The organism is Kitasatospora sp. NPDC058444, from assembly GCF_042721415.1.
Classification (GTDB): Bacteria; Actinomycetota; Actinomycetes; order Streptomycetales; family Streptomycetaceae; genus Kitasatospora.
The window spans coordinates 120,805-137,189 of record NZ_JBHXLL010000011.1; the positions used below are offsets into that span (position 1 = coordinate 120,805).

Genomic DNA, 16,385 nt, shown 5'->3' on the forward strand with positions numbered 1-16,385 from the left:
CCCAGGGAGGTGCCATCTGTGAGCGAGCACACCGCCACCACGAGCCGGTTCGCGGTCGCGGGCGATCCGGCCGCCGACACCTCGGCGGCCGCAGCCCCGACCGTCGGCATCCCGCCCGCCGACCCGCCGCCCGTCGACGTCCTGCCCGCCGACGTCCTGTCCGGTCACCCGCTGTTCGCCCGCCTGGCCCGGATCGGCCAGCGGCTGCGGCAGGCGGACCGCGACCACCCGTGGGCGCTCGACGCCGCGGTGGTGGCCGCCGCCTTCCTGCTGTTCTGCCTGCCCGACCTCTTCCCCGGTCACGTCGAGGCCGGCGCGCGCGAGCACCGGATCGTGCTCGCCCGGCTGCCGCTGCCGCAGACCCTGGCCCTGCAGGCCGGCCTGGTCCTGCCGCTGCTGTGGCGCCGACGACGGCCCACGGCGGCCTTCGCCGCGATCATGGCCGTGTTCGTCCTGCAGTGGTCCCTGGACGTCGGCCTGCGTGCCGACGCCGCCCTGCTGATCGCCCTCTACAGCCTGGCGCTGCACGGCCGGCTGCGGCACCTGGCATGGTCCTGTGCGGCCATGGTGGTGGCCGTCGCCCTGGTCGCGGTGGCCGTCTCCGGCGGTGGGCTGCCGGTCGGCGACGCGCTGTTCTTCCTGTTCAGCGCCACGACGGCGGCCGTGGCCCTGGGCATCGCGGTGCGCGTCCGGCGCGCCCAGCTCGCCGGCCTGCGGGAGCGAGCCGCCCGGCTGGAGATAGAGCGCGACCAGCGCAGCCGGCTGGCCGCCGCGACCGAACGTGCCCGGGTGGCCCGGGAGATGCACGACATCGTCGGCCACAACCTGTCCGTCATCGTCACCCTGGCCGACGGCGGGGCGTACGCGGCGCAGGCGAACCCCGAACGCGGCAGGGAGGCCCTGCTGCTGATCGGGGACACCAGCCGGCAGGCACTCGGCGAACTGCGCCGGATGCTCGGCGTGCTGCGCGACCAGGGCGACCACACCGCCGAGTACACGCCGCAGCCCGGCATCGCCGACCTCGACGGGCTGTGCGCCCGCATCCGCGCCGCCGGACCGCAGGTGGTGTACACGGCTGCCGGCGCCCTGGACCGGCCGGACCGCGGCGTCCAGCTGATGGCCTATCGCATCGTCCAGGAGGCGCTCACCAACACCCTCAAGCACGCGGGTCCCGAGACCCGCGCCCACGTGACCTTGACCGTCGACGCCGACCGGCTGCGGGTCCGCGTGGAGGACAGCGGCCCGCCCGGTGGCTCCCGCTGGCACGGCCGCCCGGACGGGTACGGCCACGGCCTGGCCGGGATGCGCGAACGCGCGGCCCTGTACGGGGGCACCCTCACGGCGGGCCCCCTCCCCGGTGCCGGATGGGCGGTGGAGGCCGTACTGGACCTCACCCCCGGCCCGGACCTCAGCCCAGGCCCGGAGCTCACCGCGGACCCGAACCCCACCCCCGACCCGACAGGCGGCCCGACGTGACCACCGTCCTCATCGTGGACGACCAGCCCTTGCAGCGCTACGGCTTCCGCATGCTGCTGGAGAGCCAGCCCGACACCGAGGTGGTCGGTGAGGCGGCCCACGGCGCCGAGGCCGTCCGGCTGACCGCGGACCTGCGCCCCGACGTCGTCCTGATGGACATCCGGATGCCCGGCATGGACGGGATCGAGGCCACCCGCCGGATCGTCGCGACCGGTGGGCGCTCCCGCATCCTGGTGCTGACCACCTTCGACCTCGACGAGTACGCGCACGCCGCGCTGCGGGCCGGTGCCAGCGGCTTCCTGCTCAAGGACGCCCGTCCGGAGGAACTGCTGTCCGGCATCCGCGCCGTCTCCGGGGGCGACGCCGTGGTCGCCCCCGCCATCACCCGGCGGCTGCTCGACGCCTACGCCCACCGCCTGCCGGTCCGCCCGCCCGGCGGCGCGCCCGTCGCGGACCCCCAGCTGGACGCCCTGACCGACCGCGAGCGCGAGATCCTGCTCGCCATCGCCCACGGCTGGTCCAACAGCGAGATCGCCCAGCGCCTGGTGCTGGCGGAGTCGACGGTCAAGACGCACGTCAGCCGGGTGCTGTCGAAGATCGGTGCCCGGGACCGCGTCCAGGCCGTGATCTTCGCCTACGACCGCGGCCTCACCCGCCCCCACCCGCCGGTCTGACCCGCCCCGTCCAGCCACCTCGTCCGGCCACCCGTCCGGCCACCCTGTCAGGCAACCGCGAGGAACCCGCCCGCCCGTCTGCGGACCCGCCCCTTGGTCCGCAGGCCCGCCGCGAAGGCCGGCAGGGCTGCTGCCTCATGCACCCGGGACAACGGGTGCCGGAGACTGCAGACATCCGGAGGTGCCCGCCGACGAAAGGGCCGACATGGTTGCCGACAGCATTCGGAGAGCCTGGTGGCGGCCACGATCCGGCCCGGCCGAGCGGCAACTGGCCGCGGCCGGGCTGGTCGCGCTCGTCTGCCTGGCGGCCGCCGCACTCTGGGTCGGGTACGTCCTGATCCACCTCGGTGCGCCCGGCGTCTCGGTGCCCACCCACAGCCTGGCGGTGCTCGGCTACGGCCTCGCCGCCGTCGCGGGTGGGGTGCTGCTGCACGCTCACCGGCCCGGGAACCAGCTCGGCTGGGTGCTGCTGGTGTACGGGGCGGCGACGATCATCCCGGTCGCCGCCGAGGCCCCGATCTGGGGGGAGGGGGGCGATCCGCACCTGGTCGGGGCGGTGGTCGTGCTGTCCTCGCTGTGCGACACCGTGAACGGCACCCTGTGGCACGCGCTGCCGCTGTGGCTGCCGTACGGGAGGCTGCCGAGCAGACGCTGGTGGTGGGCGATCGGCGCCGTGGCCGTCTGGCGACTGCCCCCGGCCAGTGACTACGTGGCCGAACCCACCGCTTTCGGCCGGCCCAACCCGTTCGCGGGCGGCGGCCTCGCCCACTGGCTGGAGCACTTCAACGGCCGGATGCTCGACACCCAGCTCGCCGTGTACATCGTGCTGACCGTCCTGGTGGTGCTCGTCCCGCTCGCCCGCATCCAAGGGGTCTCCCGGCGCCGCCGCCAGAACGTGCTGGTCGCCCTCGGCGTGTACCTGCTGTGGGGCGGAGCAGAACTCGGCTACTACTTCGACCAGGGCACGCTCTCCTACATCGCGTTCGCGGTCACCTCGGCGCTGTGGACGGTCACCCTGGCCGTCGTCGTGGTCCGGGACGGGGCCTGGCACCTCGACCGGTCCGCCCGGCGGGTGCTGGTCGGCCTGGTGGTGGCCGCCGGGCTGGCCGTGGTCTTCGTGGTGGTGGCCTGTCTGCTCTCCACCATGCTGATGCCCGGTCGGGGCCTCGGGGCGCTGGTGGTGGTCGCCGCCGTCTTCCTGCTCGCGATCGGCCTGCCCCGGGGCGTGCACTGGGCCTCCGGCGTCGTCGACCGCTGGTACTACGGCTCGCGCGCGCAGCCGTACCAGGTGTTGCGCAGCCTCGCCGGGAAGGTCAGCCAGACCGTCGACCCGCAGGAGGTGCCGGCCGTGCTGTGCCGTACCGTCAGCGATGAACTGCTTTTGCCTGGCGTCGAGTTGACCGTCTCCACGCGGGGCGGCGAACGCTCGCTGGCCGCCGTGGGGGAGCTCCCCGGCAGCGGCGAGGGCTTCCCGCTGGTGCACCGCGGGGAGCAGATCGGACGGCTCAGCGTCGCCCCGCGCCAGGGTCAGCGGGTGCTGGACGCCAGCGACCGCGACATCCTGCGCTCGCTCGCCGACCAAGCCGCGCCCGCCGTCGCCTCGCTCCAGCTCACGGAGGACCTGCGGGCCAGCCGCGAGCAGATCGTCGCGGCGCGCGAGGAGGAGCGCCGCCAGCTGCGCCGGGACATCCACGACGGCCTCGGCCCGATGCTGGCCGGACTGCGGCTGCGCCTCCAGGCCGCCGCGGCGGTCGACGACCCGGCGCTCTTCTCCGGCGTGCTGGACCGGGTCGCGGACGACCTGGCCTCGGCGGTCCGGGAGGTCCGGCGGATCACCGACCGGCTCGGACCCACCGCGCTGGGCGACTACGGCCTCTCCCTGGCGTTGAGCCGGCTGGCCGAGACCTTCAGCGGCCCGGACCTCGCCGTCGCCACCCGGCTGGAGCCCGACCCGCTGCCGGCGCTGCCCGCCGCCGTCGAGGTCGCGGTCTACCGGATCACCGCGGAGGCGCTCAACAACGTGGTGCGCCACGCGCGGGCGCACAGCGCCACGGTGTCCGTCCGGGCGGACGCCGGGCAGTTGGTGCTCGACGTCGAGGACGACGGGCAGGGCCCGAACCACGGCCTCCCCGTGCACCCGGGGGTGGGACTGCAGTCGATGTCCGAGCGGGCCGCGGAGATCGGCGGAAGCTGCGTCGTGGACGCCCTGCGGCGCGGTACCCGGGTGCACGCGGTGCTTCCGCGTCGACCGGCGACCGGCTGAGGGCCGGGGTTCCCGATCCGGTGCGGCCGCGTGGCGGAGAGGGCCGTCGGTGAGGGAAGGGCCCCGTCGTACGAAGGAGCGACTACGCGGGAAGGGCCCCCGGCGCGGTGGCCGGGGGCGAATCGGTGATGACGGCAGGAGAGGGGGGACAGCGGGGTCAGCGGCAGTTCGGGGGTGTACAGCGTCGGGCAGTTTTCTGGGAGGCGTCGGAGCCGGAGCCGCGGCGTCGGTTCCGCTTCGCCGCCGGGGCGCCTTCGCCGCCCGGGACCGGGCACTTGCACGCCCGGGCGGCGGCCGCGACGCTCACCACGGCGAAGGTCGCGGCGACACCGGCGGCCACCAGCGTGGCGCCGGCCGTTCTGTCGGTCATGGGGTCCTCCACGGGGTTCCGCAGGCGGGTCCACTTCGACCTGCTCCTTCATGCCACCGCCGGTCGAGCCCCAGCCGCATGAGGCCACGGTCCCGTCCCTGTCCCGTTGTGCTCGACCCGCCGCGAGTGGAGCACCGGAGCGAACAGGGGTGGACCGGGGCGGACCGGGGCGGACCGGGGCGGACCGGGGTGGTGGCGGGAACGGGTTCGTTCACTAACATCGTCAGTAGCCCCGGTGACGTCGACTGATGCTCGACGTCGTGGCAGGGGAAGTGCTTCACCATCGGGATCGAGGAAAGGCAACTGAAGAAGGTGCGCAACCATGACCGCTGAGACGGATGCCGGGCACGGACCGGTGACGGGTGCCCCGCTGCGGCGGCGCGGCGAGGCGCTGGAGAGCGCCATCTACGAGGCGGTCCTCCAGCAGCTCACCACCGACGGCTACGCCCGGCTGACCATGGAGGGGGTGGCCGCCGCCGCGCAGACCGGCAAGGCCGCGCTCTACCGCCGCTGGTCCTCCAAGGAGGAGCTGGTCAAGGACGCGCTGCGGGCCAGCCTGCCGCCCTCCGGCCCGGCCCCCGACACCGGCAGCCTGCGCGGGGACCTGCTGGAGGTGGTCACCAGGCTGCGCGCCGCGATGGTCAGCGAGCTGGGCGCCGCCGTGCGGGCCATCATGAGCGAGCTCGACCACCAGCGGGCGCACGCCTTCGTGGAGATCGTGCTGGAACGGGTCGTCCAGCCGACGACCGAGCTGATCGCCGAGGTGCTGGACCGCGGCACCGCTCGCGGCGAGGTCCGGCCCGGGGCGGTCACCCCGCTGGTCACCGACCTGGTGCCGGCGCTGATGCTGTACCGGATCAAGATGTGCGGCGGGGACGCGGTGCGGCTCGATCCTGCGGAGATCGTGGACGAGCTGCTGCTGCCGATCGTCCGTCCCTGACGGGGCCGTCCCCGAGCCCGCGGGGCACGGCGGGACGACCGGCAGCCGATCCGCTCAGGCCCCGCTGTGGCGGAGCATCTCCTCGCGCTCGACGACCTTGACCCGCTCGCGCTGCTCGGCCTCGCCGAGCGCGCGCTCGTGGGCGTCCAGCAGCTGCCACCCCTCCCAGGTGGTGAAGCGGACGCCCTGCGCGCGCAGGTGCTCCTCGACGGCCGCCGGGTCCGGCTCGACGGCGCCGGGCAGGCGGTCGGCGGCGTGGTCGTCCAGCAGGCAGGCGACGGTCTCGTTGGCGTCGCCCTTGGTGTGGCCGATCAGGCCGACCGGGCCGCGCTTGATCCAGCCGGTGACGTACGTGGCGGTGCGGTGCGAGCCGTCGCCGTCCAGGACCCGTCCGGCCCGGTGCGGAACGGTGCCCGAGACCGGGTCGAAGGGCAGCTTGGGCAGCTCGTCGGAGTAGTAGCCGACCGCGCGGTAGACCGACTGCACGTCCCAGTCGGTGAAGCTGCCGGTGCCGCGGACGTTGCCGGTGCCGTCCAGCTCGGTGCGCTCGGTGCGCAGGCCGACCACCCGGCCGTCCTCGCCGAGCACCTCCACCGGGGACTCGAAGAAGTGCAGGTACACCCGGTGCGGGCGGTCGCCGACGTCGCGGATCGCCCAGTTCTCCAGCGTGGAGGCGACCAGGTCCACGTGCTTGACCGCGCGGCGCTCGGCGATCGAGCCCTCGTCGTACTCGATGTCCTCGGGGGCGACGATCACCTCGATGGTGGGGGAGTGGTCCAGCTCGCGCAGCTCCATCGGGCTGAACTTGGCCTGGGCCGGGCCGCGGCGGCCGAAGACGTGCACCTCGACGGCCCGGTTGCGCCGCAGGCCCTCGTGGACGTTCGGCGGGATCTCGGTGGGCAGCAGCTCGTCGGCGGTCTTGGCGAGGACCCGGGCGACGTCCAGGGCGACGTTGCCGACGCCGAGGACGGCGACCTTCTCGGCCTCCAGCGGCCAGGTGCGGGGCACGTCCGGGTGGCCGTCGTACCAGGAGACGAAGTCGGCCGCGCCGTAGGAGCCGTCGAGCTGGATGCCGGGTATGTCCAGGGCGCGGTCGGCCATCGCGCCGGTGGAGAACACCACGGCGTCGTAGAAGCGGTGCAGGTCGTCCAGGGCGAGGTCGTTCGGGTAGTCGACGTTGCCGAACAGCCGGACCTGGGGCTTGTCGAGCACCTGGTGCAGGGCCGTGACGATGCCCTTGATGCGCGGGTGGTCGGGCGCGACCCCGTAGCGGATCAGACCGAACGGGGCGGGCATCCGCTCGAACAGGTCGATCGAGACACCGGGGTCCTGGGCGGCGTCGGACTTCAGCAGGGCGTCCGCGGCGTAGATGCCGGCGGGGCCGGCTCCGACGATCGCGACTCGGATCGGGCGGGGCATGACGAGTGGTCCTCCGGTCGGGCGCGGGCACAAAGGTGGTCTGAACCTTTGTAGCAAACCCTACGGATGACCTGGGAAGTAGGTGGTGGTGATCTATGGGGCCATAGGTCCGGCCTATGGCTCGGCCCGGGACCTGGGAGCGCCGGAACGGCCTGAGGGCAGCTCCTAGCGAGCCCAGCGGGCCGGGGCGGCCGTGACGGACTGGGGGAAGGCGAAGGCCCCGTCCGGATCGTAGCGGCGGGCCACGTCCCTCAGCCGGGGCAGGTTCGCGCCGTAGTAGGCGCGGCCCCAGTCGGGCAGCGTGCCGTCGATGTAGTTGACGTACGCGCCGCGCGCGCCGAGGTCGGCCAGGCCGTCGCGGATCGTGTTCACGGTGGTCCGGACCGGGTCCTCGCTGAGGGACGTGGCGGTGCCGTAGACCTGGGCGCTGGCGAGCGAGTCGCGGTGCGGGAAGGCGGTGGCGCCGGGCGCGAGCTCGCCGACCGCGCCGCCCAGCGAGTCCAGCAGCAGGTCGACGCCGGTGCGGCCGGCCATCAGCGCCGTGACCCGCGCCGGATCGAGCGGCGTCGGCCCCAGCATCCGGGAGACCGCGACGAAGCCGGTCCGGCTCAGCTTGCCGCCCTCCCAGGTGGGGTGGCACTCGGGGACGGTCATGGTCGAGCAGCCCGCCATGAACTTCATCGCGCCGAGGTAGTCCTTGGCGGAGACGCTGCGCGAGCTGGGGGCGGTGCCGGCCGCCGTCACCAGACGGTCGAGCAGCGGGTTGGCCGCGCCCGGGTCGCCCACGTAGCAGCCGACGATCCGGCAGCTGGGCGGCGTGCCGCCGTGGATCTGGCAGCTGGCCCAGAGCTCGTACGGTGCCCCGGCCACCCACGGCTGCCAGGCCCCGAGCACCTCCGGCACCGAGCCGGCCGGGAAGGCGAGCACGAAGACGGTCAGGCCGGGCGCGGGGGCGGTGGCGAAGTCGAACCGGGTGACGACGCCGAAGTTGCCCCCGCCGCCGCCGCGCAGCGCCCAGTACAGGTCGGGCTCCGCGGCGGGCGAGGCGGTGAGCAGGCGCGAGTCGGCGGTCACCACCTCGGCCGCGGCCAGCCGGTCGCAGGTCAGGCCGTACTTGCGGGTCAGCACGCCGAGGCCGCCGCCCAGGGTCAGGCCGCTGACCCCGACGGTCGGGCAGCTGCCGGCCGGGAGCAGTCGGCCCGCCCCGGCGAGCGCCGCGTACACCTCGATCAGGCGGGCCCCGGCGCCGACCTCGGCGGTGCCGTCGGGGAGCACCCGGACGTCGGCCATCAGCCGCAGGTCGATCACCAGCCCCCGGTCGGGGATGCTGTACCCCAGGTAGCTGTGGCCGCCGCAGCGGGCCGCGATCGGGATGCCGTGCCCGCGTGCCACGTCCAGGCAGGCCCGTACGTCGTCGGCGGACGCGCACCGCGCCACGGCGGCGGGCAGTTGGCCGTCGTTCAGCGTGTTGAAGCCGAGCCGGGCGGTGTCGTAGCCGGGGTCGGCCGGGAGCACCAGCCGGGTGCCCAGGCGGGCGCGCAGCGCCTGCCAGTCGGGCGGCGCGGCCGACCAGCCGCGGTCACGGGCCGGGAAGGCCGTGAGCGCCCGGGCGGGGGCGGCGCCGGCGGCCACCGCGGTGGCGGCGGCGCCGAGGGTCGCGAGGAAACGTCGTCGGTTCAGGTACATGGCGCGCCCTTCTCCCGGGCGACCGGCGACCGGCGCACGGGGTGCTGTCCAGCCGATCCTCACGCGGCGGCGCCGGGCGGGCCTGCGGGGCTGATCCTTCCGGCGCAGCGGCGGGTGGGGGCGCGGGCCGGTGGCTCCGGCCGGTCGTACCGACACGCACGAGCCCTGCCGTTGCTCGACTTGCCGCAGGCCGGGCGCTTGGATGGGTCCGCCCTGGTCAACGCCCGGACGCGGCCAGACGGCCCCCGGCAAGCCGAGGAGTCACCACCGTGAACGACACCCCCGACCCTGCCGCCGTGGCCCGTCGGATCGCCGAGCGGCGCGAACGGCTGGGCCTCAGTGAGGAGGCGCTGGCCCACCAGGCCTCGATGGCTCCCCGCTACCTGCGGTGTCTGCTGGACGCCGGGCCCTCCTTCGACCCCGGTGGCTTCGTCCGGATCGCCGCCGCCCTCGACAGCACCCCCGAGGAGCTGCAGTCCGGCCGGGCCGACGCCCCGCCCGGCCAGGGCGGCCCCGGCCCGCGCCCCCGGCTGCTCGACCTCACCGAGCAGGAGTGCTGGAAGCTGGTCGGCAGCCACGGCATCGGCCGGATCGCCCTGCCGGTCGAGCCGGGGCCGGTGGTGCTGCCGGTCAACTACGTGGTGGACCAGGGCTCCTTCGTCTACCGCACCGGCGAGCAGGGCTCCGCCGTCCCCGAGGAGGGCGCCGCGGTCGCCTTCCAGGTCGACCACATCGACGAGTACCTCGGGCGGGGCTGGAGCGTGCTCGCCCTCGGCCCGGCCCACTACGTGGCCGACCCCGTCGAGCTCGAGCGCCTGGCCGGCCTGCCCGGCGCGGCTGCCTGGGCGGGCGGGGACCGGCCGCGCTGGGTCCGGATCCGCCCGGAGGAGATCACCGGCCGCCAGCTGGTCACGGGGTGAGGCCCCCGCCCCGCCGCGCCCGGGAGTTCCCGCCGCGCCCGGGAGCTCCCGCAGGGTCGGCGGGGAGCCGCACGGCCCGTGGACGGGCGCGGCGATGACTGGTAAGCAGACCGGTGGCGGCCGCCGCGTGCCGACCGCCGTCCGGGACGTACCAGCAGGAGAGCAGGGGCGATGCGCAGAATTCTGATCGTCGGCGCCGGGCAGGCCGGACTCCAACTGGCCCTGGGGCTGCAGGCCCACGGCTACGACGTGACGGTGCTGACCGACCGCGGTCCGGAGGAGGTGCGCGGCGGGCGGGTGACGTCCAGCCAGTGCATGTTCGACTCCGCACTGCGTACGGAACGCGCCCTCGGCCTGGACCTGTGGGCCGACCGGGCACCCCGGATCGAGGGCATCGGGATGTCGGTCGCCATGCCGGGGGCGGAGCGGGTGATCGACTGGGTCGGGCGGTTGGAGGCCTACGCGCAGTCCGTCGACCAGCGGCTGAAGATGTCCACCTGGCTGGAGCTGTTCGCCGAGCGCGGCGGCCGGGTCGAGCTGCGCCGGGTGACGGCCGCCGACCTGCAGAACCTGGCCGGCTCGTACGACCTGGTGCTGGTCGCCTCCGGGAAGGGCTCGCCGGCCTCGCTGTTCGAGCGCGACGTGCTGCGCTCCCCGTACGAGCGGCCGCAGCGCGCGCTGGCGGCCGCCTACGTGCACGGGCTCGGGCCGCGCCCCGAGCACGACTTCCCGGCGGTGCGCTGCAACGTGGTGCCGGGCGTCGGCGAGTTCTTCGCGGTGCCGGCGCTGACGGAGGCCGGGCCCTGCGACATCCTGCTCTGGGAAGCCCAGCCCGGAGGCCCCGCGGACGCCTTCGACGGGATCCGCGATCCGTCCGAACACCTGCGGGTGACACTGGAGTTGATGAGGACCTTCACGCCCTGGGAGTACGACCGCACCCGCTCCGGTGTCGAACTCACCGACGCGGGCGCCACGTTGGCCGGGCGTTTCACCCCGGTGGTCCGCCACCCGATCGGCGAACTGCCCGGCGGCGGCCTGGTGCTCGGCGTCGCGGACGTGGTCGTCCTCAACGACCCGATCACCGGCCAGGGTTCGAACAGCGCCGCCAAGTGCGCCGACGTCTACCTGGAGGCGATCACCGCCCACGGCGACAAGCCGTTCGACCGTGATTTCCTGCAGTCCGCCTTCGACCGCTTCTGGCGGACGGCGGGCCCGGTCACCACCTGGACCAACGCGATGCTCGCCCCGCCGCCCCCGCACGCCCTCCAGCTGTTCGGCGCGGGAGGCCAGGTGCCGGCCGTCGCCGACCGCTTCGCCAACGCCTTCGACGACCCGGCGGACCTGGAGGAGTGGTACTTCGACCCGGCCCGGGCCGCCGCCTACCTGGCATCGGTCACGGGGGAAACACGATCGGACGACCGATAGGGCAACCGAACGGTCAAGAACTCCCCAAGTTCCGTACAGGCATGATCCGTTCATGGTGGGTTCTTCTCGCCCCCGGACGAGAGGGGGCGGCGTCCGGCCCGGCACCCGGGCCGGGCGGGCACGCGGACCAAGGGAGAAGAGCAGTGGCGGTCGACGGGGGAAACATGGCCCAGGCTGTGATCGATACGGCCTACAACGAGCGCAAACGGCTGCACACCGGCCGCAGCCGGACCGTCGCCGCGGTCTTCTTCGGCCTGCTGATCGCGCTCGGTTTCTTCCTGGCCCTGGTCGTCGGCAAGTCGGACCCGGACACCCCGCCGACCTGCGACGGCCAGACCATGACCCGGCACAGCGAGTGCCGGATCTGGTCCAGCCGCGGCGGCGGGGGCACCTACTCCTACGACGAGATGATCGACCGTCGGGAGTCCTCGAACGGGATGTGGCGGGTGGTCGGCTTCGGCGGCGCGGGCGTGGCCGCCGTCCTGCTGGTCGTCTCCGTCGCCAAGCTCAGTCCGAACCGCCCGTGGGGCAAGCCGGTCGGCGCCGCCTGCCCGCGCTGCCGGGAGCTCAACCTGCGGGAGAAGCACACCACGCACAGCGTCACCCGGGGCCGGACCACCCACCGCTACAGCGGCATCGTCACCCTCTGCACCCCGGCCTGCGGTTTCTCCTCGATCCGCCCGCGCTGACCGGTGCCGCGGGAGGCCCGGGCCCCGAATAGGTCCTCCCGCTCCCACCGGCTACGCTCGGCCCCGTCGAACGAACGATGGGACGGACCGAGTGGGCAGGTGGGAGCGGGCGCTGGACGCGGCCGGGGTGCGGGATGCCGGGCTGCGGGCCGACTACGGCAGGCAGCGGCAGCAGATGACCCGGTACCGAGGGGAGGCCGCGCTCGCCACCGAGCTGCTGCTGCCCGCGCGCATGGTCCCGCACGTGATCGCCGCCGCCGCCTTCATGCACCGCACCGACACCCTGCTCGACAGCGGTCCGCTCGCCGAACGCCGGGCGGCGTCCGCCCACTGGCAGCGGCAGGTCACCGACAGCCTCGCCGCCGGCCGCACCGACGACCCCGAGCTGCGCCCCCTGCTGCACAGCGTCGACGCCCACCCCGTCCTGCGGGAGCGAGTGCTGGACTTCCTCGCCGCGACCGGGGCCGACCTGGACTTCACCGGCTTCGCCACCGAGGAGGACTACCAGGCCTACGTCGACGGGTACTCGCTGCCCGGCTTCATGGTGGTCGCCGGCCTGATCGGCCCGGACGGCGACCAGAGCGACTACCGCGCCGCCTGCCGCACCTTCATCGACGGCAGCCAGCGGCTCGACTTCGTCAACGACCTCGCCGAGGACCTCGCCGACGGCCGGCTCGCCATCCCCGAGCAGACCCTGAAGGAGTACGGCGTCACCCGCGCCGACCTGGAGCAGGCCCGCGACCTGCCCGCCGTCCGGGCCCTGCTCGCGGACCTGCTCGACCGGGCCGACCGCACCCTCGCCGAGGGCAGGGCCGTCATCGACCGGGTGCCGCCCGCCCACCGGCCGATGGTGCGCGGCATCGTCGGCGTGGAGGAGCTCACCAGCGCCGCCGCCCGCGCCGACCTCGGTGCGCTGCTGCACCGCTCGGCGAGCCCGGCCAAGCCGGCCGCGCTGCGTCTGCTGGCCCGCGAGTACCTCCGGGCCCGTCGGCTGCGCGGCTGACCCGTCGTCGGCCCGCGCCGCCGACCGACCGACCGCCGCCGACCGACCGCCGGCGCGCGAATACCGCCGGCCCGCGAACAGGGCCGGCCCCGGACGCGCGTCGATCCGGAGTGTGTGGCACCGGTGAGGGCGGACGGGGGCGGCGTCCACAAACGGAACCTCTCTTTGTCGTAGTCGATTCGGCGGGTCTGTCAGCGCTATGTCCCGGGCCAGGTGGTCTGGCTAGCATGAGCCCGCTCAGCACGCAGGACCCAAAGACCCCAATCATTGGGAGGACCATCATGAGTGCCCTGATGACCGACATCCGTGATGCCGGCCTGCTGGAGATCGACGAGGACGCGATCGTCTTCGAGGACGAGCTCGACGCCGACCTCACCCCGGTCGCGTGCCTCGCCGACCCGTGGGTGACCTACGTCCCGACCCGCTTCCCCTGCGAGTTCAACTCCTGATCCGTCCGGATCCCGAAGCACGGCGGACCACGGTGGACCGGGAGAGGACGGAACGATGAGCACACCGCCCGACCCCGGCTCCGCCGCGGTCCTGGGACAAGAGGAACTCCGGTGCCGGGCCGAGGAACTGGCCGCCCGCACGCCCGGGCCGCACCGCCCGCTGCGCACCGACGGCCAGTGGTGGTACCTCCGGGACCCCCGGATGCCGGAGCTGGCCCACGGCTGGAAGCTCCACCTGTCCGCCCGCCCGGAGGGCTTCGCGGCCCTGCTCGACACGGCGCTGCCGATCCTGCTCGGCCGCGTCTGCGACGTGAAGTTCGCGGTGAGCACGGCGGCACTGTGGGAGCTGAACAGCGGCCGGCACGGCGCCGCCGCCGTGGGAAAGGCCGTCACCGTCTACCCCCGGCCGGAGGAAGTCCGTGCGCTGGGGCTGGAGTTGGCGCAGGCACTGGCCGGCCGGGAGGGCCCCGCGGTGGTGAGCGACCGCCCCGTGCGGCCGGACGCCCCGGTGCACTACCGCTACGGCCCGTTCCGCGTCACCGACGACGAGGCGCAGGCCGGCATGGCGGGCCCGGACGGCTCGCTCTTCCCCGGGCTGGCCGAGGCCCGCTACCGCCGGCCGCCCTGGGCGAGCGACCCCTTCCACGCGGCCGGCGCGCCCGCCCGCCCGGCGACCACCCGGGTCGGCGACGGCCGCTACCGGATCACCGCCGGCATCACCCGCGCACCGAGCGGCCACGTCTACCGCGCGGTCGAACTCGCCACCGGGCGCGAGGTGGTGGTCAAGCAGGCCCGGGCCTTCGTCGCCGAGGACGGCGCGGGCGTCGACGCGCGCGGCCGACTGCGGCACGAGCGGCGGGTGCTCGACGCGCTGGCCGGGATCCCCGGCGTGCCCGCGCTGGTCGACTACTTCCGGCACGGCACCGACGAGTACCTGGTCAGCGCCGCCCGCGGCCGGATCGACCTGCGCCGCGAGGTGCTCACCGCCGGGCCCTACGACGCCGACGCCGGCACCACGGGCGGACGCGACTGGTGGACGCTGGCCCGCCGGCTGCTGGAGGTGCTGGACGCCGTGCACGCCCGCGGCGTGGTGGTCTGCGACCTCAAGCCCGCCAACGTGGTGCTCGACCCGGACGGCCGGCCCGCGCTGGTCGACTTCGGCGTGAGCGCCCTCGCGGGCGAGCGCCCGCCGGGCGCCACCGCCGGGTACGGCCTGCCCGGCGCCACCGGTGAGGACCCCACCGAGGACCACTACGCGCTCGGCGCCACCCTGCACCACGCCCTCACCGGCCTCGACCCGGTGGTGATCGACCCGGACCCGGGGACCAACCGCGACCGCACCCTGGACTGCCTGCGCGCCGCCCTCCCGGAGCCCGGGCACCCGGCGGCCGAACTGGTCGAGGGCCTGCTGAGCTTCGACCCGGCGCGGCGAGCCGCCACGGCGGCCGGGCTGCGGGAGGGCGCGGTGCCCGTCCGACGGGCCGCCCCCACCGGTCGGGGCGGCGGCCGGCCGGCCGAGGCACTCGACCACACCGTCACCACCTGCGTCCGGATGGCCCGCGAGCTGGTCGCCGCCGGCCCGGGCGCCGGGCAGCCCCGGACCCTGCTCTCGCTGTACGACGGCGCGGCCGGCCTCGGCCTCGAACTGCTCCAGCACCCGGACCGACCGGACGCCCGGGCCGCCGCCGCCGAACTGGCCCGCTGGACGGCCGCCCACCCCGCCCTCGGCCAGCTGGACGGCTCGCTGTACCAGGGCCGTACGGGCGTCGACCTGTTCCTCGCCGAGGCGGCCGCCGCGCTGGGCACCGAGCCCCCGCGGCCCCGCCGGTACGAGGGGACGGGCGTGGACCAGATCGCCGGCACGGCCGGCATCGGCACCGGGCACCTGCTGCTCGCCGCCCTCGGCCCGGCGGCCGCATCGCACCGCGCGGCGGCGGCCGACTGCGCCGCCGACCTGGCCGGCCGGCCGCTGGACGACGTCGGAGAGGAACCCAACCCCGGCACCGCGGCCCTCGCGGAGGGCTTCGCGCACGGTCGCGCGGGCGTCGCCCACTTCCTGCTCGCCATGCCCGACGAGGCCTCCCGGCGCGCCGCCCGGGAGATCGTGGACGGACTCGCGGCCGATCTCCCCGGCATCATGGCCGCCGCCCGTGCGCCGGGGGCGACCCGGCGCTACCTCTCCTGGTGCCGCGGTCTCGCCGGGCTCGGCACCCTGCTGGTCCAGGCCGGCCGGCAGTACGGCGACGACGCGCTGATCGCCCTGGCCGCCGAGGCGGGCGACGTCTGCCGGACGCTCGCCCCGAGGACCGCCCAGGTCTTCCGCTGCTGCGGACTCGCGGGCGTCGGGGACCTGCTCGTCGACCTCGCGGTGACCACCGGCGAGGCCCGGCACTGGGCGGCCGCCGAGGACCTGGCGGCCCTGATCCTCACCCGGGCGGGCGGCAGGCCGAACCGGCCGCTGCTGCCCGGCCGCCGACCGGACGAGGAGGCCCGGGCCTGGGCGGTCGGCACCCCCGGCGTCACCACCTTCCTGCGCCGCCTCGCCCGCCGCGGCGGCCCCGTGCCGGGCCTGCTGCCGTTGCGCTGAACCCGCCGTCGCACGCCGGCCGCACCCCAGCACGGCCCGGGGGCGCGGTCGAGTGAAGAGCCGGTGTTCCATTTGCGGGGAAACGGTATTGAGCCGACCTGGCGAGGGCTACCGGCCAAGGTGGCGATGACCCTACCGGCCGCCGCCGCCCGCCGCCTAGAGTCGCCGTCGGGCGGCGCGAAGCCCGGGTCCGAGCGACCCGCGGTCGGCGCGCCCACGGGGGACCCGGCACATCCCGCAACATCCGACCGCAGGCGCGTCCTTCCGGTTCGACCGGCACGCCTGCCCACGTGAGGGAGAACGCCATGTCCGACATCACCGCGTCCCACATCGAGAGCCTCGACCTTCAGGACCTCGACCTCAGCGAGCTGACCGTCACCTCGCTGCGCGACACCGTCGCGCTGCCCGAGAACGGCGCCTCCTGGGGCTCCTGTTCCTGCCAGGCCTCGTCCTCCTGCGCGCAGCCGCAGGACATGTAAGGAAC

The 16,385-nt window shown here is 75.0% G+C and carries 14 protein-coding genes; 11 read left to right on the forward strand and 3 right to left on the reverse strand.

Annotated elements, in window-relative coordinates; translation table 11 throughout:
* Positions 1-141 precede the first annotated feature (141 nt).
* The 3 genes from ACFWP2_RS15100 to ACFWP2_RS15110 all read left to right on the forward strand — a co-directional run bounded on the left by ACFWP2_RS15100 (position 142) and on the right by ACFWP2_RS15110 (position 4,413).
* Entirely contained in the window at positions 142-1,476 is a 1,335-nt protein-coding gene (locus tag ACFWP2_RS15100; protein ID WP_380451181.1) for a histidine kinase, read from the forward strand.
* Positions 1,473-2,150, forward strand: coding sequence for a response regulator (locus tag ACFWP2_RS15105; protein ID WP_380451051.1), 678 nt, complete (start codon positions 1,473-1,475; stop codon positions 2,148-2,150). The genes ACFWP2_RS15100 and ACFWP2_RS15105 overlap by 4 nt, the downstream gene beginning before the upstream one ends.
* Positions 2,151-2,355: 205 nt before the next feature.
* On the forward strand, positions 2,356-4,413 hold the full coding sequence (locus ACFWP2_RS15110) for a histidine kinase (RefSeq protein ID WP_380451053.1): 2,058 nt from the start codon (positions 2,356-2,358) through the stop codon (positions 4,411-4,413).
* A gap of 157 nt (positions 4,414-4,570) precedes the next feature.
* Here ACFWP2_RS15110 and ACFWP2_RS15115 read toward each other — a convergent pair whose 3' ends face one another.
* The gene (locus ACFWP2_RS15115) at positions 4,571-4,783 is read right to left on the reverse strand and encodes a hypothetical protein (protein ID WP_380451055.1); all 213 of its coding nucleotides are present in this window, start codon (positions 4,781-4,783) and stop codon (positions 4,571-4,573) included.
* 322 nt (positions 4,784-5,105) lie between these two features.
* Between ACFWP2_RS15115 and ACFWP2_RS15120 the strand changes: the two genes are divergently transcribed.
* Entirely contained in the window at positions 5,106-5,723 is a 618-nt protein-coding gene (locus ACFWP2_RS15120) for a TetR-like C-terminal domain-containing protein (protein ID WP_380451057.1), read from the forward strand.
* A 54-nt stretch (positions 5,724-5,777) separates the two neighbouring features.
* On the opposite strand, the gene ACFWP2_RS15125 is transcribed toward ACFWP2_RS15120, so the two are convergent.
* Positions 5,778-7,142 carry an FAD-dependent oxidoreductase gene (locus tag ACFWP2_RS15125; RefSeq protein WP_380451059.1) on the reverse strand — a complete coding sequence of 455 codons (1,365 nt, stop codon included), beginning with the start codon at positions 7,140-7,142 and terminating at the stop codon, positions 5,778-5,780.
* Positions 7,143-7,307: 165 nt separating this feature from the next.
* A complete protein-coding gene (locus tag ACFWP2_RS15130) occupies positions 7,308-8,828 on the reverse strand; it encodes an FAD-binding oxidoreductase (protein ID WP_380451062.1) in 1,521 nt (506 codons plus the stop codon).
* Positions 8,829-9,097: 269 nt separating this feature from the next.
* Between ACFWP2_RS15130 and ACFWP2_RS15135 the strand changes: the two genes are divergently transcribed.
* The 7 genes from ACFWP2_RS15135 (at position 9,098) to ACFWP2_RS15165 (ending at position 16,380) form a co-directional block, all read left to right on the forward strand.
* Positions 9,098-9,748 carry a pyridoxamine 5'-phosphate oxidase family protein gene (locus ACFWP2_RS15135; RefSeq protein WP_380451064.1) on the forward strand — a complete coding sequence of 217 codons (651 nt, stop codon included), beginning with the start codon at positions 9,098-9,100 and terminating at the stop codon, positions 9,746-9,748.
* 171 nt (positions 9,749-9,919) lie between these two features.
* On the forward strand, positions 9,920-11,173 hold the full coding sequence (locus tag ACFWP2_RS15140; RefSeq protein WP_380451066.1) for a styrene monooxygenase/indole monooxygenase family protein: 1,254 nt from the start codon (positions 9,920-9,922) through the stop codon (positions 11,171-11,173).
* A 164-nt stretch (positions 11,174-11,337) separates the two neighbouring features.
* On the forward strand, positions 11,338-11,862 hold the full coding sequence (locus ACFWP2_RS15145) for a hypothetical protein (protein ID WP_380451068.1): 525 nt from the start codon (positions 11,338-11,340) through the stop codon (positions 11,860-11,862).
* Positions 11,863-11,953: 91 nt separating this feature from the next.
* Complete coding sequence (locus ACFWP2_RS15150) at positions 11,954-12,865, forward strand: phytoene/squalene synthase family protein (protein ID WP_380451070.1); 912 nt, start codon at positions 11,954-11,956, stop codon at positions 12,863-12,865.
* 281 nt (positions 12,866-13,146) lie between these two features.
* Positions 13,147-13,314, forward strand: coding sequence for an SflA family class IV lanthipeptide (locus ACFWP2_RS15155; protein ID WP_355269065.1), 168 nt, complete (start codon positions 13,147-13,149; stop codon positions 13,312-13,314).
* A 55-nt stretch (positions 13,315-13,369) separates the two neighbouring features.
* Entirely contained in the window at positions 13,370-15,901 is a 2,532-nt protein-coding gene (lanL, locus tag ACFWP2_RS15160) for a class IV lanthionine synthetase LanL (RefSeq protein ID WP_380451073.1), read from the forward strand.
* A gap of 305 nt (positions 15,902-16,206) precedes the next feature.
* Positions 16,207-16,380: a thiazolylpeptide-type bacteriocin gene (locus tag ACFWP2_RS15165; RefSeq protein ID WP_380451075.1), complete on the forward strand. Its 174-nt coding sequence runs from the start codon at positions 16,207-16,209 to the stop codon at positions 16,378-16,380.
* Positions 16,381-16,385: the final 5 nt, after the last annotated feature.